A 24,234-nucleotide genomic window follows, 5' to 3' on the forward strand; every position below is an offset into this window, starting at 1 on the left:
CTTGATGCATGGCAACTGATCCTCACCGCGTGGCTGTGCTGACCGGCGATCTGGTGGACTCGACCTCTGCGGGTTCGAGCCAAACCGATCTGGGGATTGCGCGCATTCAGAGCTTTGCCGCCACGACCAGCACCTGGCCGGACAATGGTGCGCACCGCTTCACCCGATTTCGCGGCGACGGATGGCAATTCCTGCTTCCCTGTGCGTCCCTCGCCTTGCGGGCACTGATCGGCGTGCATGCCGCGCTGAGACGGGTCGAGGGCTCTCCGCTTAGCAGGGTGTCCATTGGAATTGGATCAATCGAACCGGTAGCGGGCAGCGGTCTGTCCGCCGCGTCGGGCACCGCGCTGATTGCGTCCGGGCAGGCACTGGACGAGATCGAGAAATCGCGGCTATTCACCATCGCAGGTGACGGGGTGACGCCGCTGCACCGCGCTGTCATTGACCTGGTCGAAGAGCATGTTCAACGCTGGACTGCGGAACAGGCCGAGGCAACGCTGTGGTTCCTGTCTCCGGACAACCCGACGCAGAAATCCATTGCAGAGACGCTCCAGATTTCCACGCAGGCCGTGCATGCACGACTGAAAGGGGCTGGCGCCCATGCGCTACGCCGCGCCGTTGAGGCCTGGGAAGCAGAGGAAAGCCGCCATGATTGAAACCGTCACCGCGCTGATCTTTGCCCATTTTCTGGCCGATTTTGCCTTTCAGACCAAGGCGATGGCCACAGGCAAGGACAGGCTTGGTCCGCTTCTGGCGCATACGGGCGTGGTCTTCCTGCTCAGCTATGCGGCGCTTGGCGGGGCGCATTGGCCGGCGCTGTTCATCGCGGCGCTGCATATGCAGATCGACTATGCCAAGGCGCGGCTTGGATCCGACGACCGTCTTGCACATTTCCTGATTGATCAGGGCGCGCATCTGATGGCGATTCTGGCAGGTGGGCTGCTGTGGACCGATGCCTATGCCACCGGGTTGTGGGGACAGATGCCCGGTCTGACGGCACAAGCGCCCGAGGCGATGGCGCTGATTGCCGGGGTCCTGCTGGCGACGCGGGCGGGGCAATTTGCTGTTGGCAAGCTGATGGCCCCTTACGCGGCGGCTCTGCCCGACACCGAGGGGCTGGCGAATGGCGGCGCGGTGATTGGCGTTCTGGAACGGGGGCTGACCTTCATTCTTGTCCTGAGTGGCCAGATGGCGGGCGTGGGTTTCCTGATCGCGGCGAAATCCTTCCTGCGGGTGGGCAGCATCGAGAAGGACCGGACGCTGGCCGAATATGTGATTATCGGCACGCTTGCGTCGATCGGGTGGGCCCTGTTGGCCGGAATTGGCACCGCAGCCCTCATTTCCCGACTAGGGGGCGCTTGAGAACCGGGGCCACCTGCCCTAGATTTGGGGTAACAGGAAAAGGACCAATCCCATGTTCGGCATTCCCGGCAAGCAGGCCGTGACCGTGACCCAGGCCGCCGCAAGGCAGATCGCCAGACTGATGGCTTCCGGCGGCTCTCAGGGGTTGCGCATCGGTGTCAAGAAGGGCGGCTGCGCGGGTATGGAATACACGATGGAATACGTGTCCGAGATCGACCCGCTCGATGAGGTCGTGGAACAGGACGGCGCCCGCGTGATGATCGCGCCGATGGCGCAGATGTTCCTCTTTGGCACGGAAATCGACTACGAGGTCTCCTTGCTGGAATCGGGCTTCAAGTTCCGCAACCCGAACGTGGCCGATGCCTGCGGATGCGGGGAATCGATCAAGTTCAAGGATATTGACGAGCTCCAGGCAGACCAGGCCGGGAAATGAGCCTGTCAGCGGAGGAGATTGCCTTCGCGAAAGAGCTGTTTTCGAACCTTGGCGAGTTGAGCACCCGGCGGATGATGGGCGGGCTGTGCCTTTATCACGAGGGCACGATCTTCGCGATTGTCCATGGTGACGGCTCGATTTGGCTGAAGGGTGCGGGCGATTTCATTGCCGAGCTGGAGGCGGAGGGCTGCACCCGATGGACCTACACCCGCGAGGGCGGCAAGCCCACGTCGATGCCCTATTGGTCGCTGCCCGATGCGGCGCTCGACGATCCGGATGTGGCCTGTGACTGGGCACGCCGGGCGCTGCGCCACCTATAACCCTTCCCGCCCCGCCTGTTTCGCGCTATCCCCTGCGAAAGCGTGATGAAGAAGGGTGTCGATATGGTCCGCAAGCTTGCCGCCGGGAACTGGAAGATGAACGGAACGGGCGCGAGCCTTGCCGAGGCGGAGGCACTGAAAGCCGCCCTGCCCGCGCCCACAGTCGACGTGCTGATCTGCCCGCCTGCGACGCTGCTCTCGCGCCTTTCTGATACACTGTCGGGCAGCGCCATCACCACGGGTGGGCAGGATTGCCATGCGGTCGAGAACGGCGCCCATACCGGCGATATCTCGGCCGCGATGCTGGCGGATGCGGGCGCAAGCCACGTGATCCTCGGCCATTCCGAACGGCGCACCGATCATGGCGAAACCAATGCGGAGGTGCGCGCCAAGGCCAAAGCGGCGATTGCGGCAGGACTGACGGCGGTTGTCTGTGTGGGTGAAACGCTGGCGGAACGTGAGGCCGCCAATACACTCGCCATCATCGGCGGGCAACTCGCGGGGTCAGCCCCCGATCTGGTCAGTGCCGACCGTCTGGTCATCGCCTACGAGCCTGTGTGGGCCATCGGCACCGGCAAGGTGCCCACGCTGCACCAGATCGGCGAGGTGCATGATTTCATCCGGGCCGAGCTGGAAAAGCGCTTCGGCGTCGGTGTGGGCCGTGCGGTACCGATCCTCTATGGCGGATCGGTCAAGGGCGCGAATGCTGCAGAGATTTTCGCGGTCAGCAACGTGAACGGCGCACTTGTGGGCGGGGCCTCCCTGAAAGCCGCCGATTTCCTGCCAATTGTCGAGGCGCTTCAGGCCTCCTGACGGGGGATGACGCGCAGGGGGATGCCATCCTTCGCGCGCACGGTCAGGAAGGCGACCGGCACCGGGTCTTTCCCTTCGATCCGCTCGAACCGGTAGCGTTTGAGCAGCATCGACAGAAGAAGCGGCCCCTCGACCATGGCAAACCCTGCCCCGGTGCAGACGCGCGGACCGGTGGAAAACGGCATATAGGCCTCGCGCATGCAGCGCTTGCCGTTCTCCGTCTGCCATCGCGCGGGGTCGAAGCCGTCCGGGTTGTCCCAAAGACGTTCGTGCCGGTGCAAGTGCCAGGGGGAAAGCACGATCTGCGCGCCCTTTGGCACGTCGCGGTTGCGGAAGCGTTCCGGGCAGGCCGCCTCGCGTACCATCATCGGCACCGGCGGGTAAAGCCGCAGCGCCTCGCGGAACACATCGCGGCTGAGCTTCAGCCTGGACATGACGGAAAACTCTGGATTTTCCAGCGCCACTGCTTCCTCGGCCACCCTGTCCTGCCACTCGGGGTACAGCGCCATCAGGTAGAGCGTCCACGCCAGGGCCGAGGCGCTGGTTTCGTGACCGGCAAGGAAGAAGATCGCCACCTGATCGACCATTTCGGACGTCGTGAAGGTCTGCCCCGTCAGCGGGTCCGCCGTGGTCATGATTTTGGTGGCAAGGTCATCCGGCGCGGTCCCCGCCTCGATTTCCGCCATCCGCTCCGCCGTCAGCCGCGTGATCAGCCCCCGGATCGCCTTCGCCGTTTCCCGTGTTCGGCGTCGGTGCCCGCGCGGCAGAAATCGCGGCAGGGGCAGGAAGGCGGCGAGGTTCAGGATGGGCTGCGTACGCTGGTAGTCGCGAAACTGGGTGAAGACCTCGCTCGCTACCTCATGCTCGATGGGAATCGAGAACAGCGTGCGGAAAATCACATCCGCCGCGGCGTGGCTCATCTGCTCTTCGACCTCCACCTCGCCCCGGCCCATGCGATCGCAAGCGGCCTCAGCTGCCGCCCACATGGCCGGGAAGGTGTCGCGCAGCCGCCCGCCCTCGAAGGCCGGGTCGATAATCCGCCGCTGGCGCTTCCAGGTCTCGCCATTGGTCAGGAACACCGAGACCCCAAGCAGCGGGCGCAAGCCTTCGCCGATCCGGTCGGATTTGGGGAAATCGTCAGGGCGTTCCTTCAGGACCACATCCAGAAGCGCAGGTTCGTTCACCATGAAACTGCGAAAAAACGGCGTCTTGAACTCCGCCATCCACGCCCGGTAGAGCCGCGCGGGCTGTGCCGACAGGATGTCCTGCCGGAACAGCCGGAGATAGCGCCAAAGCGAGACTCGGTCTGCGCGCGGTTTGGGCTTGGGTGGGATCATGCAAGCCCCCGGTGCCGGTTCACGGGCCGCGTGATCTTCCCCGGCGAGGGTGCGCGGCCCGCATATCGGGTGGCCAGCGTCAGAGGCCCGGCGGTGATCTGGAAATAGTCGTAGTCGCCGGGCTGGTCGAAGGCATTGAGATACTGGAAATGCAACTCGAACAGGTGCCATTTCAGGGCTTTCTGCCGCTCAGAGCTCAGCGTCTTGGTAAACGCCGCCGAGATCACCAGCGGCCAGCGCTGCCCCTCCGGCGCGACCCCCGTCACCGCCACCGGATCACAGAGCGCGAAGGAACAGCCATCGCCCGGCGCGGTCACGTCGAGCCAGGTGATCTCCTCTCGCGTGCTCAGAAACGCCAGATCGGCGCGCAACCGCCCCGCCTTGGGCAGGAACGACACCATCGGCACCACATGGCCAAGCGTCAGCAGCGCCAGTTTCGGGCCGTTTTCAGGCACTCTGCCCGCCCGGATCACGTCGGCCAGCAAGGACACGGCCATATAAGCGCCCGAGGAATGGCCGACGACCAGAACCTCCTCCACATCCTCGGTCAGCGCCTCGGCGATCCGATCCGCGAACGCGCGCATCCGCTCTTCCTGCGCGGGAGGATAGGCCCCGCCGTGGCTCGCCGAAAAGGCATAATCATGCATCAGATACCAGCCAAGCCAGGGGTCGCGTCGCTTGAACCAGCGCAGCACCAGCCAGGCCAGGCAGGGCCACAGCACCAGCGCCAGGGCCGCGCGTAGGGCAAAGAGGCTCTGCCCACCGGATCGTTCCCCTTCGATCCCCCGCAGCAGCGCCTCGGACCCCGCAAGCGCGCTATATGCCAGCGCAAAGCCAAGCCCAAGGGCCAGACCCAGTTGCGCCAGCAGCAGCAACACCGGGTAAAGCGCCGCGATCACCGGCCCCTTCCTGAGCCGCATCAGCCGAAAGAGCGCGCCCGACCCGATATAAGCCCATGCCGTGCGCAGAAGCTGCCAATAGGTGGCGGCAATCCCGTGCCCCATGCTGTCCTTGACGATATCGGCCCAGACCAGCACCTCGACATCGGCCTGCGTGCGGTTCCCGTCTATCTCGGTCCCCACCGACCAGCCGTAATAGCCCTTGGTGCGCTGCGGCCCCATCGTCAGGGCATATCCGGAAATCGCCGCCTGTTCACCGCCCCCGCGCCGATACCTCTCGCGATATTTGCGCGCCGGGACCGGGTCGAAGCCGGGAATATAGAGAACCCGCCGGGTCCTGACCTCTTGGCTCTGTGCCTCACTCATCACTCTACTCTGCACCGGCTTTCCGGCGCAGCATACAGGGAAATTCAAACAAGGCTAAGGCCCGATCAACCCAATTCGCCGAGCATCGGGAAGGTTTCGAGGATCCAGAACGAGAGCGTGGTGAAGGCGCCGGTCAACAGCATCAGTCCGACGGCGATCAGCAAGAGGCCCATGATCCGCTCGATGAGCCGCATATGGCGCTTGAGCCGCGTCATCAGCCCCATGGCGCGTTCGATGAACATGGCCGCCAGCAGGAAAGGCACCCCGAGCCCGAGCGCATAGACCGCCAGCAGCGTCGTGCCGCGCGCGACGGACGATTCCACCGCCGCAAGGCCCAGGATCGCGCCCAGTTGCGGCCCGATGCACGGTGTCCAGCCAAAGGCGAAGGCAAGACCGAGCACATAGGCCCCAAGCGCCGAGCCCCCCCGGTCGCCCGCATCCATCCGCGCATCGCGGTCGAGGATCGAAATGCGGAACACGCCCAGGAAATGCAGCCCGAAGACGATCACCACAGCCCCGGCGATCTTGGCCAGAAGATCCTGATTTTGAAGAAAGAACTGACCGAATATTGACGCGGTGAAGCCCAGGAAGATGAAAACCGTCGACAGCCCCAGGACGAAGAACGCCGCCGCCAGAACCGCGCGCCGCCGCCCGGTTCCCTCCTGCATTTCGTTCATGCTGATCCCGCCCATATAGGCGAGATAAGGCGGCACGATGGGCAACACGCAGGGGCTGAGAAAACTAAGCACCCCGGCCGTCAGCGCCACCAGCATGGCGGGCAGCAGACCCGCATCAAAAAGATCAATTCCGAACATATGCCCTTCCTGCCGCGCCGCGCGGCAAAAGACCAGCCCAAGCGATCTCACATTCCCGTGGACAAGTGCCGCAGCCGCGCGTTAGCAGGCCCCATGACACCCGACCACGATATCGACGCGCTTGGCCTGCTCTGTCCGCTCCCGGTGCTGCGCCTGCGCAAAGTGATGCTCGCGGCCCGTCCCGGCACTGTGATCCGCATCCTGGCCGACGATCCGGTCGCCCGCATCGACATCCCGCATTTCTGCGCCGAACAGGGCGCGGAACTGTTGCAAACCGAGGACATGGATCAGGGCACCGCCTTCACGATCCGCGCAGCCTGACCCCCTTCTTCTTGGTCCAAATACTCAAATCCTGACCGTGCAACCCGGCCCGGCACCCACGTTCGGCGTCGCCTTCCCACAGGCGGGAATAGAGCGGCGCGGCAGCGCCACCGCTGGATTACCCTACTCAGCCGCTGTCGCCATCGGGCTGCCCCCGGCGCGGAAGGCGGCCAGCAGCTCCTCCCGGCGTCGGGTTGCAGCCTCCACATGGGCCTCCTTCACCGGGCCATAGCCCCGGATCTGTCGAGGGAGTGATGCGATTTCAACTGCGATATCAGATGTTTCCGGGGCGACCTTCATAAGGACTTCGGCCATATCCGCCTCGTATTGACGGATCAGACCGCGCTCCATCTTGCGCTCTGCTGTGTAGCCGAAGACATCCAAATGCGTCCCGCGCAGCTTGCGCAGTTTCGCCAGCAGCTTGAAACCGCGCCCCATCCAGGCGCCGAATTGCCGTTTGCGCGGGCGGCCCGATGCGTCTTTGCCCGACAGCATGGGCGGCGCAAGATGGTAGCTGAGCTTCAGATCGCCTTCGAACATCTCCCGCGCCTTGGCCTCGGTGTCCAGATGCAGCCGCGCAACTTCGTATTCATCCTTGTAGGCCAGCAGCTTGTGATACCCGATGGCGACGGCCTCTTTCAGGGTGGCATCGTCCACGCTGTCCACAAGCTTGCGATAGCGCTTGGCCAGCCGCTTGCCCTGATAGGCCACGAGATGTGCCTCGCGGAAAGCGATGCGATCTTCCAGCGGCTTGGGCATCTGCACCACGTCGCCGCCGATCTTCGCGGCCTCCTCGGGGTTCAGCACGGCCCACCGGCCCAGGTCGAAGGCTTGCTTGTTGCGGTCCACCGCCGCGCCATTGAGCTCGATCGCGCCAAGGATCGCCTCGTGGCTCAGCGGCACCAGCCCGTTCTGCCAGGCCGCCCCCAGCACCATCATATTGCTGAAGATGGAATCGCCCATCAGCTTGCGGGCGAGGTCCGAAGCATCGAAGAGCGCCAGTCCTTCCCCCAAACGCGCTTGAAGAGCGATCTCCAAGTCATTCACAGGAATACGGAATTCCGTATCTCGAGTGAAGGCGCCGGTAATGATTTCATGGCTGTTGACCACGGCCTTCGTGCGGCCTGTCGTCATCAGGCCAAGCGTCTTGGCCCCGGCGCTGACCACCAGATCGCCGCCAATGACAGCATCGGCCTCGCCCACAGCGACGCGGATCGCGCTGATATCCTCGGGCCGGTCCGCCAGCCGCAGGTGGATATGCACGGCGCCGCCCTTTTGCGCGAGCCCCGCCATCTCGATCATGCCCGCGCCCTTGCCGTCGAGCTGCGCCGCCTGCGCCAGAACCGCGCCGATGGTCACCACGCCGGTGCCGCCGACGCCGGTGATCACCACGTTATGGGTGCCGTTGATCGCGGGCAGGTCGGGCGCGGGCAAATGGCCCACATCGACGCTGGCCGAGGCTTCCTTGCGGATCTTGCCACCCTCGACGGTCACGAAACTGGGGCAGAAGCCCTTGAGGCAGGAGAAATCCTTGTTGCAGCTCGACTGGTCGATCGCGCGCTTGCGGCCAAGTTCGGTTTCCACCGGCACGATGGACACGCAGTTCGACTGCACCCCGCAGTCGCCGCAGCCCTCGCAGACATCGGTATTGATGAAGACGCGCTTATCGGGATCGGGAAAGGTGCCGCGCTTGCGGCGACGGCGTTTTTCGGCGGCGCAGGTCTGCACGTAGATGATGGCGGACACGCCCTCGATGTCCTGAAACCGTTCCTGCACGGTCATCAGATCGTCGCGTTCATGCCGTTCGACGTCGCGCGGAAAGGCAGAAAAATCAATCTCTTCCTTGGGGTCGTAAATGAGCGCGATATGCTTAACCCCCATGGCACGGATTTCATGGGCGATGCGCGCGGGGTCAAGATCGCCCTCGTTGTGCTGCCCGCCGGTCATGGCGACAGCATCGTTGAAGAGGATCTTGTAGGTGATGTTGGTGCCCGCCGCGATGGCCGCGCGGATGGCCAGAATGCCCGAGTGGTTATAGGTCCCCTCGCCCAGGTTCTGGAAGATGTGCTTGCGGGTGGAAAACGGCGCCTCGCCCGCCCAGTTCGCCCCTTCCGCACCCATGTGGGTGAAGGCCTCGGTGTTGCGATCCATCCATTTGGCCATGAAGTGACAGCCGATGCCCGCGCCACCCCGCGCGCCTTCGGGCACCTTGGTGGAGGTATTGTGCGGGCAGCCAGAACAGAACCAGGGCAGCCGCGTCGCCAGATCCTGCGCGTTGTCGGCGCGCATGGCGTCGGTCACCTGCTGGATGCCCGCGCGGATTCGGTCGGTGGCGCGGCCTTCGTCGATCAGGATGTTGCCGAGTTTCACCGCGATATCATTGGGGTCGAGCGCGTAATGGGTCGGGAACAGCACCTCGCCCTTGCCGCCCTTGTAACCATAGACGCGGCGGCCGCGCCGGTTGTCGAAGATGGCTTCCTTGATCTGCACCTCAATGAGCTTGCGCTTTTCCTCGACGACGACGATCAGCTCCAGCCCTTCGGCCCATTCCTCAAGGCTTTTCATGTCCAAGGGCCAGGTCTGCCCCACCTTGTAGGTGGTGATGCCGAGCCGCTCGGCCTCGTCCTCATGGATGCCGAGGAGTTCCATCGCATGAACCAGGTCGAGCCAGTTCTTGCCCGCCGCGACGAAGCCGATCTTGGCGCCGGGTTTGCCCAGAACCCGCTTGTCGATGCCGTTGGCGCGGGCAAAGGCCTCGGCCGCGAAGCGTTTATGGCCGAGCAGCCGTTCCTCCTGCGGAATCCAGTGATCGCCAAGGCGGATGTTAAGCCCGCCGGGCGGCATCGTGTAATCCGGCAGCTGGAAGGACATACGGTCAGGGCGGCCATCGACCACGGATGTGGCTTCGACCGTGTCCTTCATCACCTTGAGGCCCACCCAGACCCCGGCGAAGCGGCTGAGTTCATAGGCGTAGTGGCCATAGTCGAGGATTTCTTGCACGCCCGCGGGCGAGAGCACCGGCATATGCACATCGACCATCGCCCAATCGGACTGATGACAGACGGTGGAGCTTTCGCCGGTATGGTCATCGCCCATGGCCATGATCACCCCGCCATGGGGCGAGGTTCCGGCCATATTGGCATGGCGCATCACGTCGCCAGAGCGGTCCACGCCCGGCCCCTTGCCATACCAGAGCCCGAAGACACCGTCGAACTTGCCCTCGCCGCGCAGTTCCGCCTGTTGCGCGCCCCACAGGGAGGTTGCGGCAAGGTCCTCGTTCAGGCCGGGACGAAACAGCACGTCGGCTTCTGTCAGCACCTGCTTGGCCTTGGCCATCTGCAGATCCACCGCGCCAAGCGGCGAGCCGCGATAGCCGGTCACGAAACCCGCCGTGTTCAGCCCGGCCTGCCGGTCGCGCCACTTCTGCGCCAGCATCAGCCGCACCAGCGCCTGCGTGCCGTTCAGAAGAACGGGGGATTTTTCCAGATCGAAACGGTCTTTAAGTGAAACTTGTGCCAGTCCCATGGTCCCCTCCCGGTAGCATGCCGCAATTTCCATCAGTATAGGTCAGCATGTGTGACCTTTCAAGCGATGTTTGACCAATCCTCAGAGTTCTTCATTGAACTGTAGGGTAAAGTGACTAGGTTGCCATGGGTATCGGGGCATCGGATCAGGAAAAGAAAGTCTCTCCTATGGATTGGGACAAGCTGCGCATATTTCATGCGGTTGCCGATGCGGGCAGCCTGACCCACGCGGGGGATATCCTGCATCTGAGCCAATCTGCTGTCAGCCGGCAGATCCGGTCCCTGGAAGAAAGCCTTGATACGACGCTGTTCCACCGCCATGCGCGCGGGCTGATCCTGACCGAACAGGGCGAATTGCTGTTTGATGCCACGAGATCCATGTCGAAACGGCTGGAGGCCGCCGCCGCGCGCATTCGCGACAGCGAAGAGGAAGTCTTTGGCGAGTTGCGCGTCACCACCACCGTGGGATTCGGCACGCTCTGGCTCGCACCGCGATTGCCGCAGCTTTACAACAAGTATCCCGAGCTGAAGATCGACCTGATCCTTGAAGAACGGGTGATGGACCTGCCCATGCGCGAGGCCGATGTCGCCATCCGCATGAAGGAACCCAGCCAGGCCGACCTGATCCGCAAGAAGCTGATGAGCGTGCGGATGCAGCTTTACGCGTCGCAAACCTATCTGGAGGCCAACGGCACCCCCGCTTCGCTTGACGATCTGGGCAGTCACCGGCTGATCAGCCAGAACGCCCATTCCGCGCAAGTCAGCGCCGGGGCCCTGCTGGTGCGCGAGATCATGTCCTACGATGTGGGCAGCTTCCTGACGGTCAACAACTATTTCGGCGTCCTTCAGGGCGTTATCCACGATCTGGGCATTGGTCTGCTGCCGGATTATCTGGCCGAGGATTTCCCGCAGTTGGTCCGCGTCCTGCCGGAGGTCGAAAGCAACGAAGTGCCTGTTTTCCTCGCATATCCGGAAGAGCTGCGCCATTCCAAGCGGATCGAGGCGTTCCGCGATTTCGTGACCGAGGAAATCATCGCGCATCGCCGCAAACGCCGCGAGCAAGAGGGATAACCTACAGCTGCCATCCGCAAAAAGTGTGAGCCATGTGCAACGCGCATAGCAGCATTGCGGCGATGCGGCGAAAAAACCCTTGATCGTTAACATGCTGCTGACTATTTCAGCATCAGTGACGGGCGATAGACATCGCGCGCTCACTACCTCCCTGTTGGACTTTGGCCGAGATTCGTCTCGGCCTTTTTTTTGGTCGAACGCCCTGATATTGCGGCGTTATGTGTGACCCCGTCTTGCTCAACCCCGATGATTTCGATGACTGGCCCGGCCTGCTGGACCTGCTTCAACAGGCGTTTGCCTTCATGCAGGGCCGGATTGATCCGCCCTCCTCTCTGGCGGACATGACATCAGCCAGCCTGAAGCAAAAGGCCAAGGATGAAGACCTGTTCCTGATCCTGCGCAAGACCCGGCCGGTGGCCTGCCTTTTCGGCCGTCCCGACGGGCAGGATTACTACATCGGCAAGCTCGCCGTCGCCAACGATGCCCGTGGACAGGGACTTGCCAGGCTTCTGATTGATGCCGCAGCGCGGCAAGCCCGGCATGAGGGGTGCAGCGGGCTCCGGCTGCAAACCCGGGTGGAGCTGCGCGAAAACCACCGGACATTCCGGGCCATGGGGTTCCATCTGATCGGAGCCAGCGCCCATCCGGGCTATGCGCGGGCCACATCGTTGACATTCCGCCGCCCCCTGTGACCTCTCCCCCCTTTTCCCCGCCGGGGCCTTGCCCTAAAGAGTGCGGCAAGCGACCTGAGCCCCGAGGGACATCGAAGACCATGCAGGAACCGGCCATCACGTCCGACATCATCGCCGCGCACGGGCTGAGCCCCGATGAGTATGAGCGCATTCTGGAGATCATCGGTCGGGAACCGACGTTCACCGAACTGGGTATCTTCTCGGCCATGTGGAACGAACATTGTTCCTACAAGTCGTCGAAGAAATGGCTGCGCACCCTGCCCACGGAAGGCCCCCAGGTCATCTGCGGCCCGGGCGAGAACGCCGGCGTGATCGACATCGGCGACGGGCAGGCCGTGGTCTTCAAGATGGAGAGCCACAATCATCCCTCCTATATCGAGCCCTACCAGGGCGCGGCCACCGGCGTGGGCGGCATCCTGCGCGACGTCTTCACCATGGGCGCGCGGCCGATTGCGGCGATGAATGCGCTCAGCTTCGGCGCGGTTGATCATCCCAAGACCCGGCAGCTGGTGCATGGCGTTGTGGAAGGCATCGGCGGCTATGGCAATTGCTTCGGCGTGCCCACTGTAGGTGGAGAGGTCCGCTTCCACCCCGCCTATAACGGCAACTGCCTTGTGAACGCCTTTGCCGCCGGTTTGGCGGATGCCGACAAGATCTTCTACTCCGCCGCCTCGGGCGTTGGCATGCCGGTGGTCTATCTCGGCGCCAAGACGGGCCGCGACGGGGTTGGCGGCGCCACCATGGCCAGTGCCGAGTTCGACGACACGATCGAGGAAAAGCGCCCCACGGTCCAGGTTGGCGACCCCTTCACTGAAAAGCGCCTGATGGAAGCCTGCATGGAGCTAATGCAGACCGGTGCGGTGATCTCGATCCAGGACATGGGCGCGGCGGGTCTGACCTGCTCTGCCGTGGAAATGGGCGACAAGGGCGGGCTTGGCATTCAGCTGAACCTCGACCACGTGCCGCAGCGCGAAACCCATATGACCGCCTATGAGATGATGCTGTCGGAAAGCCAGGAGCGGATGCTCATGGTGCTGAACCCCGAGCTAGAGTCAGAGGCCCGCGCAGTGTTCGAGAAATGGGATCTGGATTTCGCCATCGTGGGCGAAACCATTCCCGAAGACCGCTTCCTGATCCTTCATGGCAACGAGGTCATGGCCGACCTGCCGCTGTCGAAACTGTCCTCGACCGCGCCGGAATATGACCGCCCCTGGATAGAAACCCCCGCCGCCGCCGAGATGGAGCCGGTGCCGGGCGTCGACCCGATCGACGGTTTGATCGCGCTGATCTCCTCGCCGAATTATGCGGCCAAGCAGTGGGTCTACGAACAATATGACCACATGGTCATGGCCGATACGGTGCGCGCACCGGGGCTAGGTGCGGGCGTGACCCGCGTGCACGGCACCGACAAGGCGCTGGCCTTCACCTCTGACGTGACCCCGCGCTATGTCAAGGCGAACCCGTTTGAAGGCGGCAAGCAGGCGGTGGCCGAGGCTTATCGCAACATCACCGCCACCGGCGCGCTGCCGCTGGCCACAACCGACAACCTCAATTTCGGCAATCCCGAAAAGCCCGAGATCATGGGCCAGTTTGTCGGCGCGATCAAAGGGATCGGGGCAGCCGTGGCGGCGCTGGATGTGCCGATCGTGTCGGGCAATGTCTCGCTTTACAACGAAACCGATGGACAGGGCATCCTGCCCACCCCCACCATCGGGGCCGTGGGTCTTCTGGACAATCTGGACGATCTCATCAACGGCACCGCCCGCGACGGCCATGTGGCGGTTCTGGTGGGCGAGACGCAGGGTCATCTGGGCCAGTCGGCCTTGCTCTATGAGGTCTTCAACCGTGAAGACGGCGACGCGCCTCATGTGGACCTCGACGCCGAGAAGCGAAACGGCGCGTTCATTCGCAACAATCGGGCGCTGATCGACATGTGTTCCGACCTGTCGGACGGCGGGTTGGCGATGGCGGCTTTCGAGATGGCAGAGGCCTCCGGTGTCGGCGTCACCCTCGATGCGGACGACACGCCGACGCTGTTTGGCGAGGATCAGGCGCGCTACCTGATTGCCTGCTCCTTCGATAAGGCCGAGGCGCTGATGGTCGCGGCAGGTCAGGCCGGCGTGCCGATTGCCACCGTGGGCCGGTTCGGCGGGGATACTGTGCGCATGGGCAGCTCCGCGGCGCCTTTGGCAGACCTTGCCGCCATCTATCGCAGCAGTTTCGCAGAAAAGATCGGCTAGTTCCGGGCGCGGGGAAAAATCTTCGAAGATTTTTGCCAAGGATCTTCGAAGATCCTTTCACGTCGCGCCCTTGCGGGAAGCTTGGGTGCGGATTACATCTGGGAAGACAGACAGGAGTTGCCCATCATGCCCATTACGGCCCAGGAGATTGAAGACCTGATCCGGGAAAGTCTCCCGAATGCGAAGATCATCGTCGAAGGCGATGACGGCGTTCATTTCGCGGCACAGGTCGAGGACGAAAGCTTCAAGGGCATGAACCGGGTGCAGCAACAGCGCGCGGTCTATGCGGCGCTGAAGGGCAAGATGGACGGCGCACAGGGCGAAGTTCATGCACTGGCGCTGACGACGAAAGCGCCGGAGTGAGCCCGGACCGGGGCTCCGAAGGAAACATCAGGATATCAAGGAACGCTGAGATGAGCGCAGAGACCCAGATCAAGGACACCATCGAGGCCAATGACGTGGTGCTTTTCATGAAAGGCACCAAGACGATGCCGCAATGCGGGTTTTCCAGCCGCGTGGCGGGGGTGCTCAATTTCATGGGCGTCGAGTTTGCCGATGTGAACGTGCTGGCCGACGACGAAATCCGCCAGGAGATCAAGGCGTTCTCAGATTGGCCGACCATTCCGCAGCTTTATGTGAAGGGCGAGTTTGTGGGCGGCTGCGACATCATCACCGAGATGACCCTGTCGGGAGAGCTGGACACGCTGTTCGATGACAAGGGCGTGGGCTATTCGAAAGAGGCCGCCGACAAGATCCGGGCTGCAAACGCCTGAGACACAAGGGATTTCGCCGCCTTCGGCGTCGACCCGCGCGGCCCGTTCCGGGCCGCGTTTTCTTTTGGGGGGGGGCGCTGCCCCCGTCGCCTTTCAGGCGACTCCCCCGAGGTATTTTTACCAAGCTGAAAGGGCTGTCGGTGACACCGGTCAGCCCTTTTTAGTGGCCCCTTTGCGCACATGTTTGGCCAGCCGCGACGGGATCGATTTCTTGCGATCCTTATAGGGATTGGCGTCGGACTGACTGCGCATATGCAGACGAATGGGTGTTCCGGGCATGTCAAAGTCATCCCGCAACCCATTGACGAGATAGCGGGAATAGCTTTCCGGCAGCTTCTCTGGCAGGGAGCACATGACCACGAAGCCCGGCGGTCGGGTCTTGGCCTGGGTCATGTAGCGCAGCTTGATACGTCGGCCCGACGGCGCGGGTGGCGGATGCGCCTCGACCATGCCCGCCAGCCAGCGGTTCAGGGTCGCGGTCGGCACCCGGCGGTTCCAGACGTCATAGGCCCGCACGATGGCCTGTTGCAGCCGGTCGAGGCCCCGGCCCGTTTTGGCCGAAACCGTCACCAGCGGTGCCCCGCGCAGCTGCGGCAGCAGACGTTCGAAGGCCTCGCGCATGTCGCGCAGCTTTTCCTGCTTGTGCTCTTCCAGGTCCCATTTGTTGACCGCCACGACAACGGCCCGGCCCTCTCGTTCGGCGAGGTCCGCAATGCGCAGATCCTGCTGTTCAAACGGCACAGCCGCGTCGAGCAGCACCACCACGACCTCGGCGAATTTCACCGCGCGCAGGCCATCGGAAACGGAGAGCTTTTCCAGCTTTTCCTGCACCTTGGCCTTTTTGCGCATGCCGGCGGTATCGAAGATGCGCATCCGCGTGCCATCCCAGTCGACAGACACGGCGATGGAATCGCGGGTGATCCCCGCCTCTGGCCCGGTCAGCAAACGGTCTTCACCGATGATCTTGTTGATCAGGGTGGACTTGCCCGCATTCGGGCGGCCGATCACGGCGATTTGCAGGGGCTTGGTGCGTTCGGGCGCTTCGCCGCTTTCATCGTCTTCGATGTCGATATCGGTGAGCGCCTCCTCGGCCCTCGCCTCCGCCGCTTCGATCATCGGGCTCAGCACCACGGCCAGCTCGGCCATGCCCTCGCCATGCTCGGCCGACAGCGCCAGCGGATCGCCAAGCCCCAGCCCAAAGGCCTCGAACACGCCTGCCTCGGCGGCGCGGCCCTCGGCCTTGTTGGCGGCAAGGATGACCGGCGTGCCGGAGCGGCGCAGGATATCGGCGAAGACCTCATCGGTCGGGGTGATTCCGGTGCGCGCGTCGACAATGAACAGGCAGGCATCGGCCATCCCGACGGCACGTTCCGTCAGGCGGCGCATCCGACCCGGCAGGCTGTCATCGGTTGCTTCTTCCAGACCGGCTGTATCCACCACGGTAAAGCGCAGATCGCCAAGCCGCGCCGCGCCTTCGCGCAAATCCCGTGTGACGCCGGGCTGGTCATCGACCAGAGCCAGTTTCTTGCCCACGAGGCGGTTGAACAGCGTCGACTTGCCCACGTTGGGACGTCCGACAATGGCCAGAACGAAGCTCATTGGCCCGTTATCCTTACTTTATCCAGATCGCGCGGCATACCGCGGCTGACAGGCAATGAAAAGCCGTCGTGACGTCAAAACCCCGAAAAAACCTGTGCGGTGCGATCAGCGGAAGGCGTGCAGCCGCCCGGCACCGGACACGACATAGAGCGTCCCGCCCACCACGATCGGATGCGCTGCCGCGCCACCGCGGATTTCGACGCGCGACAGTTCTGCCCCGCTTTCCGGGTCGAAGAAGCGGATATTGCCGTCACCCGAAGCCACCACAAGGCGGCCACCGGCCAGGATCGGGCCGTAATGGGTGAACACGGCCTGGCGACGGCGTTCGCGTTCATTGACGTAAAGCGGCAGCTCGGTGCCCCAGATGCGGGTGCCGGTTTCGGCGTCCAGACGGATCAGCTCGTTGCGATCGGACACGAAGAAGATGGAATCACCCGCCGGCAGCACCGGGGAATAAGCGCCGTCCTGCGCGGTCCAGAGCCGTTCCCCCGAGGAGGCCTCCATCGCGACAACGCGGCCCGACTGGTTGCCGGCATAAAGCGTATTGCCCACGATCACCGGGTCGCCGGTGATATCGTTGAGATCATTATAGGCCACACCCCGACGCGCGCCTGCAACGGTCGTGCCCCAGACCCGGACACCAGAGAGGCGCAGGGTGGCCACAAGCTCACCCGAGCCGAAGGGGAAGATCACGAGACGATCGGTCAGCGCGGGCGACGCGCCACCGGACAGAACCGCCGTGGCCGGACCGGCGGGCAGTTGCCAGCGAATGCGGCCATTTTCGGGGTTGAGCGACCAGGCCTGACTGTCGCGGCTGACCACATAGACGGAATTGTCGGTCACAGTCGGCGCGGTGATCCCCGCGCCGAGGCGCTGACGCCAGATAACCTCGCCATTGGCAGGTTGCAGGGCGATCAGCTCGCCATAGCCGGTCGTCGCGTAGACGACGCCGCCCACAACCGCGAGGCCGCCACCGGATACACCGCCGCCGCGCTCATAACCCGCTGTCAGATCGGCGGTCCAGAGGGTGCTGCCATCGGTGCCGGTCGCGGTCAGCTGCGCATCCGAATCGAGGGTGAAGATTCGGCCATCGGCCATGACGGGATCGGCGGTGATGCGGGCACGGCGCGTATTGCCCTGCCCGATATCACTGGCCCAAAGCTCCACCGGAGCAGCAGACAGGGACAGATGCGGAACCACGTTGCGCGTGGTCAGGGACCGCATCGGCCAGCTGTCGAGAGTGACCGGCTCTGCCAAGGAAATCGGGGGGGCGGTATCTTCCGCCACATCGGGCGCTTCGATCCCGGGAAAGGCCTGATCCAGCGGCGTGCGGGTTCCGAAGCGATCCCCTTCGAGAATGACCTCGCGTTCTGCACATGCAGCCAGCATGGCGAGCAATCCGAGCCCAAGGAACCCAATGCTGATCTTGTTCATCTGACTGCCGCCCCTTCAAACCGTTTCACCACCGGCATCCTGCCCCCTTATTGCTCGGGGGCGCTTTCTGCTGCCGGGGATTCTTCCCCCTCGTCTGCCGGAGCCTCGGCACCGGCTTCGTCTTCGGTCGCTGTCTCTGACCCGTCGGTCGCGGTGTCTTCCACCGGGGCCGGATCCTGCAGGGCAGCGCCGGATTCCAATGCCACAATCAACTGAGACGCGCGCTGTTGCAAGCCCGGCGTGGCTTCGCTGTCTTCCTCCAACAGGCGCAACAGCGCGATTGCGGCCTCAGGATCGCCATTGCTGACATGCAGCAGCGCCTGCTGTTCCATCGCCAGCGGGCGATAGGGGCGGCCCGGTCGGGCCAGCTGGTCAAGTTCGGCCATCGCGGTGGCAAAGTCCTGCGGGGCCAGCATATGGGCCTTGAGCAAGGCGAGGTCGCGATAACGCTCCGGCAGGCCGGTATCCACGGCGATGCTGCGCAAGCTGGCGGCAGCCTCTTCGGCGCTTTCGCCATTGGCCTGTTCCCCGGCCAGAAGCATTGCCAGAAGCACCTGGGCGTTCTCGCTAGTGGGGGTGATCTCGGACAGGGCCACCTGACGCGCGTCTGCGTCGTCATTATCCAAGGCGGCAATCAGCGCGTCCCCGAACGCCTCGGAGGCCGCACGCTCCTGCGCAAGCGAGTATTCCCGCCAGGCGGCGGCCGCGACAATCGCAATCACTACAAGAATCGGGATCCAGCCCCATTTCCGGAACAGACGGAACAGCCGGTCACGGCGAAGCTCTTCGTTGACCTCTTCGATGAAACTGTCGGTATTGGCCATGTTCGCCCCAATATCTGGGCCGTTCCCGGCCCGCGTGTCACTTGTTACCGCCTCTTAACGCGAGAAGCGCCCCGGGAACAAGTCTCACCAGCCGTCTGGGGCGGTCCAAGCCCCGGAAATCCGGAGGGGAACGCAAAAAAGTGAACTGGTCAGTTCAGTCTTGCAGCCAGATTCCACAAAAAGTAAACTAAACGGACTGGTTCAGCGTAATAGCGGGTTGAAACAGGGACCAAAGGCTCAGATGTAGGGCCGACGGAAACGGGCCCGCTTAAAGAGGCGAATGATGCGCATATTTTCGATTATAACGGCAGTCCTCGTATGCGCGGTGATTTACGGCGTGGTGATGGAACGCGAGCGTTTGGTGGAATTTGCCAACGGGTTTCGTGCCTCAACTGAGGAACCAGTGGCCGAAGATGCCGCTCCGGTCGCCGAGATTGCGCAAGAGGAGACCGCCGAGGCCCTGCCAGAAGGCACCGTATCCGTTGTTGTGCGCCGCTCGGTCGCGGAAGAGGTCGACTCGGCGGTTCTGCTTCGGGGCCGCACGGAAGCCGCCCGTCAGGTCGAAGTGCGGGCCGAAACGTCTGGCCGCATCATCTCTGACCCGATCCGCGCCGGGGCCTTCGTGGAGGAAGGCCAGCTTCTGTGCCAGATAGATCCCGGCACCCGCGAAGCCGCTCTGGCCGAGGCCGAGGCACGCTTGTTGGAGGCGCAGGCCCGCCTGCCCGAGGCCGAGGCGCAATTGCCCGCCGCACGGGCCCGCGTGGCAGAAGCACAAGCCAGCCTGATCGCCGCCGAAATCGACTCGAACGCCGCCAGCCGGCTTAGTGAAAGCGGCTTTGCCTCGGAAACCCGCGCCGCATCGGCCAGTGCCACGGTCAGCGCCGCCGAGGCCGGAATCGAATCCGCCTCCGCCGGAGTTCAAGCGGCTCAGGCCGCCATTCAGGCCGCCCAAAGCGGCATCAGCGCTGCCGAGGCCGCCGTGCTGCGTGCCGAGCAGGAGATCGACAACCTTCGGATCTACGCCCCGTTCGAGGGCCTTCTGGAAAGCGACACCGCTGAACTTGGGTCGCTCATGCAGCCGGGATCGCTCTGTGCCACGGTCATCCAGCTCGATCCGATCAAGCTGGTCGGGTTCGTGCCAGAGGCCGAGGTCAGCCGGGTTACCGTGGGCGCAAGCGCAGGCGCACGCCTTGCTGCCGGTCAGCAAGTCGCCGGCACGGTCACCTTTCTCAGCCGCTCCGCCGATCCACAGACGCGGACCTTCCGGGTCGAAATCACGGTGGACAACACCGATCTCTCCATCAGCGACGGGCAGACCGCAGATATCCTGATCGCGTCTTCCGGACAGATGGCGCATCTGCTGCCCTCCTCCGCCTTGACCCTGAATGACGAAGGTCTGCTCGGGTTGCGCATCGTGGATGAGACCAACACAGCCCGCTTCGCACCGGTCACCTATCTGCGCGACACGATGAACGGCGTGCTTGTGGCCGGGTTGCCGGAGACGGCGGATGTGATCGTGGTGGGCCAGGAATTCGTGACCGATGGCGTGCCGGTGCAGCCCCACTACCAGGAGCTCTCGCAATGATGGGAATGGTGGACTGGGCCGCCTCCCGCGCCCGGATGGTCGTGGCCTTCGTGGTCCTGTCCGTGGTCGTGGGCACCGCAGCCTATATCGGCCTGCCGAAAGAGGGCGAGCCCGATATCGACATTCCGGGCCTGTTCGTCTCGGTCCCCTTCCCCGGCATCTCGGCGGAAGACAGCGAACGCCTGCTCGTCCGCCCGATGGAGGCCGAGTTTCAGGATCTCGACGGGTTGCAGACCATCTCGGCCACGGCGGCCGAGGGCTATGCCGGGATCTTCCTGGAGTTCGAGTTCGGCTGGGACAAGGACGCCACCATTGCCGAAGTCCGTGAAGCGATGGATGCTGCCGAGGCGCAGTTCCCGGACGGGGCTGAAAGCTATTCCATCAACGAAATCAACTTCTCCGAATTCCCGATCATCATCGTGGCCCTGTCTGGCGAGGCCCCGGAACGCACATTGCTGCGACTGGCGCAGGAGCTTCAGGATCGGCTCGAGGCCCTGCCGCCCATCCTTGAGGCCGGGCTTGCCGGGGGTCGGGACGAGATGGTCGAGGTCGTCATCGACCCGCTGGCGCTGGAGGCCTACAACGTCACCGCGCGCGAATTGATCGACGCGGTCGTGAACAACAACCAGCTGATTGCAGCGGGCGAAGTCTCGACGGCCAGCGGGGCGATTTCCGTTTCGATCCCCTCCAGCTTCGACACGACCGAGGACATCTACAACCTGCCCATCAAGGTGAACGGGGACCGGGTGGTGACCCTCGGCGACCTGGCCGAGATCCGCCTGACCTATGAAGACCGCGAAGGCACTGCCCGATTCAACGGCGAAAACGCCATCGCATTGCAGGTCGTGAAGCGGCTCGGCTTCAACATCATGGACACCGCCGCGCTGGTCCGGGCAGAGATCGAGGCCGCGCAGGCCGAATGGCCCGAAGAGCTGCGCCAGTCAGTGAGCGTGACCGCGACGCTGGACCAATCCGTGACCGTTCAGGGCATGGTCAGCCAGTTGGAAGGATCGGTCCTTACGGCCATCGCGCTGGTGATGATCGTGGTTCTGGCTGCGCTTGGCACGCGCTCGGCGCTGCTGGTCGGTTTCGCGATCCCCACCTCCTTCCTGCTGTGCTTCATCTTCCTCGGCATCATGGGCGTGACAATCTCCAACATCGTCATGTTCGGCCTGATCCTCGCCGTTGGGATGCTGGTCGATGGGGCCATCGTGGTCGTGGAATATGCCGACAAACGCCTGGCAGAGGGCGCGCGCCCCATGCAGGCCTATACGGATGCGGCCAAGCGGATGTTCTGGCCGATCGTCAGTTCGACCGCCACCACGCTTTGTGCCTTCCTGCCGATGCTGTTCTGGCCCGGTGTGCCCGGGGAATTCATGGGCATGCTGCCCGTGACGCTGATCTTCGTGCTGTCCGCCTCGCTGATCGTGGCGCTGATCTACCTGCCGGTTCTGGGCGGTGTCGCCGCCCGCTATTCGCGGCTGATCGACAACGGCACCAAGGTGGTCAAGGCGCTGATCCCGTGGTGGCCGGTTCGGGCGCTGCTGACTGCGGGCGCTGGCTACCTGATGTTCCTTGCGGCGCTGGAAACCATCAGCCCCGGCGGGCTGGTCCCGGCCGATCCCACGGCCTCGGCCTTCCGCCAGATGCTGCCGGGCATTGTGATGTTCGTGGCGGCGGCCTCGCTCATGTCGGTCATGATCGGCTCTGTCGCCATCCACAGGCAGGAAAAGCGCATCCGCGCAGGCTATCGGCGCAGCCCGTTCGGCTGGGTCATCCATGCCATCGTCGGCAACCCGGTGATGCCGCTGGTCACCATCGGTGCGGTCGTGGTCTTCGTGGTCAGCGTCTTCATCTATTTTCAGGCTAACAATAACGGCGTCGAGTTCTTCGTGGAATCAGAGCCCGAGAACGGCATCGTCTATGTCCGGGCGCGCGGCAACCTCTCGGTCGAGGAAATGGACCTGCTGGTGCGTCAGGTCGAGGCGAGGGTGATCGCCACAGAAGGCGTCCGCGATGTCTTTGCCTTTGCCGGTCAGGGCGGGCTGAACAACAACACCGGCGGCGCAGAACAGCCCCGCGACACGATCGGACAGGTCCAGTTCGACCTGCTGCCCTGGGATGAACGCCCCGTCCTCGATGCACCGGTGTCCCTGCTTGGCGGGCTGATCCAGCTGCCGCGCACCGTGATCGACCCGGCCTTTGACGGCGACATGATCCTCGCGGGCATGCAGGAGGACCTGGACCAGATCCCCGGCATCCGGACCGAGATCTTCAGCCAGTCCCGTGGCCCCTCCTCGGGCAAGCCGGTGAACCTGCGCCTTGCCGGGGACAATTGGGAAGAGCTGCAGGAAGCCACCCGCATCGTCCGGGAACGGTTCGAATCCACGCCTGCCCTGACGCTGGTGGAAGATACCCTGCCCCTGCCCGGCGTCGATTGGGAACTCACTGTCGATGTGGAAGCCGCAGGCCGCTACGGTGCCAATGTGGCCACCGTGGGCGCCATGGTGCAGCTGGTGACGCGGGGCATTCTGCTCGACACAATGCGAGTGCCAAGCTCGGACGAAGAGATCGAGATCCGCGTCCGCTTCCCCGAAGAGGCGCGCGTCCTGTCCACGCTCGACACCCTGCGCGTGCGGACCGCCGACGGGCTGATACCGCTGTCCAATTTCGTCACCCGCACCCCCGCGCCACAACTGGCCGAGATCGACCGCCGCGACCAGAGCCGCATTTTCAACGTGCGCGCCGATGTTCTGGACGGTCTTGTGATGCTGACCGACACGGAAACCGGTGAAAGCTGGCTGGAAGATGCATCTGCGGCGGAAGACAGCTTTGCCGTTCAGGAAGGCGTTCGGACCGGAGCACTGACCCTGACCCCGGTGAATGCCAATGAACGCATTGCCACAATCACCGAATGGCTGGAAACCGAAAACCCGCTCCCCGCTTCTGTCAGCTGGGAATGGGGCGGTGACCAGGAAGAGGAACAGGAAAGCCAGGCCTTCCTCGGGCAGGCCTTCGGGGCCGCGCTTGGCCTGATGTTCATCATCCTGCTGGCGCAGTTCAACTCGGTCTACAACTCGGTCCTTGTGCTTCTGGCCGTGGTGCTCTCCACCGTCGGCGTTCTGATCGGCATGCTGGTGATGGACCAGACCTTCTCGATCATCATGACCGGCACCGGGATTGTCGCGCTTGCGGGGATTGTGGTGAACAACAACATTGTTCTGATCGACACCTATCAGGAATACAGCCGCTACATGCCACAGCTGGAGGCGATCACCCGCACAGCAGAGGCGCGCATTCGTCCCGTCCTGCTGACCACCATCACCACAATGGCGGGCCTCATGCCGATGATGTATGGCATCAGTCTCGACTTCGCGGCGGGCGGTTATTCCGTCGACAGCCCCACGGCGCTCTGGTGGAAGCAACTGGCTACGGCTGTGGTTTTCGGCCTGGGTGTGGCCACAGTGCTGACGCTGGTCCTGACCCCGTCGCTTCTGGCGCTCAGGATCTGGTTCTGGACGATCCTTGGCGGGATCGCCCGCGGCCTCGGGCGCCTCGGCGCGCGCGACGTCAGCCAGCGGGCGCAGGACTGGACGCTGGCCCGCGCCGCCCGCCGCACCCGCCACCCCGAGATCCTCTGGGAAGAGCCGCCGCAGCCCGTCTTCATCATCGAAGCCCCGGAAGAGGCCCCCATAGCCGAAGACGCACCGCAAGAGGAAGAAGACGCCCCCACCGACGCACCGCTGCGCGCGGCGGAGTAACCCGACTTTCCAACGCACAAGCACAAGGGGCAGACGGATCGCACCGCCTGCCCCTTCTTCTTGGC

Annotated in this window: 20 protein-coding genes; 13 read left to right on the forward strand and 7 right to left on the reverse strand. The window is 63.8% G+C overall.

The window, feature by feature from the left end; all coding sequences use genetic code 11:
- Nucleotides 1-8: 8 nt before the first annotated feature.
- The 5 genes from EP237_RS05940 to tpiA all read left to right on the forward strand — a co-directional run bounded on the left by EP237_RS05940 (nucleotide 9) and on the right by tpiA (nucleotide 2,928).
- On the forward strand, nucleotides 9-656 hold the full coding sequence (locus EP237_RS05940) for a hypothetical protein (protein ID WP_127559094.1): 648 nt from the start codon (nucleotides 9-11) through the stop codon (nucleotides 654-656).
- A complete protein-coding gene (locus tag EP237_RS05945) occupies nucleotides 649-1,362 on the forward strand; it encodes a DUF3307 domain-containing protein (protein WP_164744631.1) in 714 nt (237 codons plus the stop codon). Before EP237_RS05940 ends, EP237_RS05945 begins: the two co-directional genes overlap by 8 nt.
- A 52-nt stretch (nucleotides 1,363-1,414) precedes the next feature.
- On the forward strand, nucleotides 1,415-1,795 hold the full coding sequence (locus tag EP237_RS05950) for a HesB/IscA family protein (protein WP_127559099.1): 381 nt from the start codon (nucleotides 1,415-1,417) through the stop codon (nucleotides 1,793-1,795).
- Complete coding sequence (locus EP237_RS05955; protein WP_127559101.1) at nucleotides 1,792-2,115, forward strand: TfoX/Sxy family protein; 324 nt, start codon at nucleotides 1,792-1,794, stop codon at nucleotides 2,113-2,115. The genes EP237_RS05950 and EP237_RS05955 overlap by 4 nt, the downstream gene beginning before the upstream one ends.
- A 63-nt stretch (nucleotides 2,116-2,178) precedes the next feature.
- Nucleotides 2,179-2,928, forward strand: a complete 750-nt coding sequence (tpiA, locus tag EP237_RS05960; RefSeq protein ID WP_127559103.1) for a triose-phosphate isomerase — start codon at nucleotides 2,179-2,181, stop codon at nucleotides 2,926-2,928.
- Here the strand turns inward: tpiA and EP237_RS05965 are convergent.
- The 3 genes from EP237_RS05965 to EP237_RS05975 all read right to left on the reverse strand — a co-directional run bounded on the left by EP237_RS05965 (nucleotide 2,916) and on the right by EP237_RS05975 (nucleotide 6,345).
- Nucleotides 2,916-4,265, reverse strand: a complete 1,350-nt coding sequence (locus EP237_RS05965; protein WP_127559105.1) for a cytochrome P450 — start codon at nucleotides 4,263-4,265, stop codon at nucleotides 2,916-2,918. The two genes, tpiA and EP237_RS05965, sit on opposite strands and share 13 nt — an antisense overlap.
- Nucleotides 4,262-5,530, reverse strand: coding sequence for a hypothetical protein (locus EP237_RS05970; RefSeq protein ID WP_127559107.1), 1,269 nt, complete (start codon nucleotides 5,528-5,530; stop codon nucleotides 4,262-4,264). The genes EP237_RS05965 and EP237_RS05970 overlap by 4 nt, the downstream gene beginning before the upstream one ends.
- A 65-nt stretch (nucleotides 5,531-5,595) precedes the next feature.
- A complete protein-coding gene (locus EP237_RS05975; RefSeq protein WP_127559109.1) occupies nucleotides 5,596-6,345 on the reverse strand; it encodes a cytochrome c biogenesis CcdA family protein in 750 nt (249 codons plus the stop codon).
- Nucleotides 6,346-6,438: 93 nt separating this feature from the next.
- Between EP237_RS05975 and EP237_RS05980 the strand changes: the two genes are divergently transcribed.
- Nucleotides 6,439-6,666: a sulfurtransferase TusA family protein gene (locus EP237_RS05980; protein ID WP_206052254.1), complete on the forward strand. Its 228-nt coding sequence runs from the start codon at nucleotides 6,439-6,441 to the stop codon at nucleotides 6,664-6,666.
- Nucleotides 6,667-6,789: 123 nt separating this feature from the next.
- On the opposite strand, the gene EP237_RS05985 is transcribed toward EP237_RS05980, so the two are convergent.
- Nucleotides 6,790-10,191: an indolepyruvate ferredoxin oxidoreductase family protein gene (locus tag EP237_RS05985; RefSeq protein ID WP_127559113.1), complete on the reverse strand. Its 3,402-nt coding sequence runs from the start codon at nucleotides 10,189-10,191 to the stop codon at nucleotides 6,790-6,792.
- A 167-nt stretch (nucleotides 10,192-10,358) separates the two neighbouring features.
- On the opposite strand from EP237_RS05985, the gene EP237_RS05990 reads away from it, so the two are divergent.
- From EP237_RS05990 to grxD, 5 genes are all read left to right on the forward strand, one after another.
- The gene (locus EP237_RS05990; RefSeq protein WP_127559409.1) at nucleotides 10,359-11,261 is read left to right on the forward strand and encodes a LysR family transcriptional regulator; all 903 of its coding nucleotides are present in this window, start codon (nucleotides 10,359-10,361) and stop codon (nucleotides 11,259-11,261) included.
- A 218-nt stretch (nucleotides 11,262-11,479) separates the two neighbouring features.
- A complete protein-coding gene (locus EP237_RS05995) occupies nucleotides 11,480-11,953 on the forward strand; it encodes a GNAT family N-acetyltransferase (protein WP_127559115.1) in 474 nt (157 codons plus the stop codon).
- An 80-nt stretch (nucleotides 11,954-12,033) separates the two neighbouring features.
- Entirely contained in the window at nucleotides 12,034-14,193 is a 2,160-nt protein-coding gene (gene purL / locus EP237_RS06000) for a phosphoribosylformylglycinamidine synthase subunit PurL (RefSeq protein ID WP_127559117.1), read from the forward strand.
- A 126-nt stretch (nucleotides 14,194-14,319) separates the two neighbouring features.
- Nucleotides 14,320-14,556, forward strand: coding sequence for a BolA/IbaG family iron-sulfur metabolism protein (locus tag EP237_RS06005; RefSeq protein ID WP_127559119.1), 237 nt, complete (start codon nucleotides 14,320-14,322; stop codon nucleotides 14,554-14,556).
- A gap of 50 nt (nucleotides 14,557-14,606) precedes the next feature.
- Nucleotides 14,607-14,966 carry a Grx4 family monothiol glutaredoxin gene (grxD, locus tag EP237_RS06010; protein ID WP_127559121.1) on the forward strand — a complete coding sequence of 120 codons (360 nt, stop codon included), beginning with the start codon at nucleotides 14,607-14,609 and terminating at the stop codon, nucleotides 14,964-14,966.
- A 150-nt stretch (nucleotides 14,967-15,116) separates the two neighbouring features.
- Here grxD and der read toward each other — a convergent pair whose 3' ends face one another.
- The 3 genes from der to EP237_RS06025 form a co-directional block, all read right to left on the reverse strand.
- Nucleotides 15,117-16,565: a ribosome biogenesis GTPase Der gene (der, locus tag EP237_RS06015; protein ID WP_127559123.1), complete on the reverse strand. Its 1,449-nt coding sequence runs from the start codon at nucleotides 16,563-16,565 to the stop codon at nucleotides 15,117-15,119.
- A 105-nt stretch (nucleotides 16,566-16,670) separates the two neighbouring features.
- Nucleotides 16,671-17,999 carry a PQQ-like beta-propeller repeat protein gene (locus tag EP237_RS06020; protein ID WP_127559125.1) on the reverse strand — a complete coding sequence of 443 codons (1,329 nt, stop codon included), beginning with the start codon at nucleotides 17,997-17,999 and terminating at the stop codon, nucleotides 16,671-16,673.
- A gap of 47 nt (nucleotides 18,000-18,046) precedes the next feature.
- On the reverse strand, nucleotides 18,047-18,823 hold the full coding sequence (locus EP237_RS06025) for a tetratricopeptide repeat protein (RefSeq protein WP_127559127.1): 777 nt from the start codon (nucleotides 18,821-18,823) through the stop codon (nucleotides 18,047-18,049).
- A 283-nt stretch (nucleotides 18,824-19,106) separates the two neighbouring features.
- Between EP237_RS06025 and EP237_RS06030 the strand changes: the two genes are divergently transcribed.
- Together EP237_RS06030 and EP237_RS06035 are read left to right on the forward strand one after the other, a co-directional pair.
- Nucleotides 19,107-20,408 (forward strand): efflux RND transporter periplasmic adaptor subunit, encoded by a 1,302-nt coding sequence (locus tag EP237_RS06030; RefSeq protein WP_127559129.1) that lies wholly within the window; start codon nucleotides 19,107-19,109, stop codon nucleotides 20,406-20,408.
- Nucleotides 20,405-24,169, forward strand: coding sequence for an efflux RND transporter permease subunit (locus EP237_RS06035; protein WP_127559131.1), 3,765 nt, complete (start codon nucleotides 20,405-20,407; stop codon nucleotides 24,167-24,169). Before EP237_RS06030 ends, EP237_RS06035 begins: the two co-directional genes overlap by 4 nt.
- Nucleotides 24,170-24,234 lie beyond the last annotated feature (65 nt).

This window comes from Nioella ostreopsis, from assembly GCF_004000255.1.
Lineage (GTDB): Bacteria > Pseudomonadota > Alphaproteobacteria > Rhodobacterales > Rhodobacteraceae > Nioella > Nioella ostreopsis.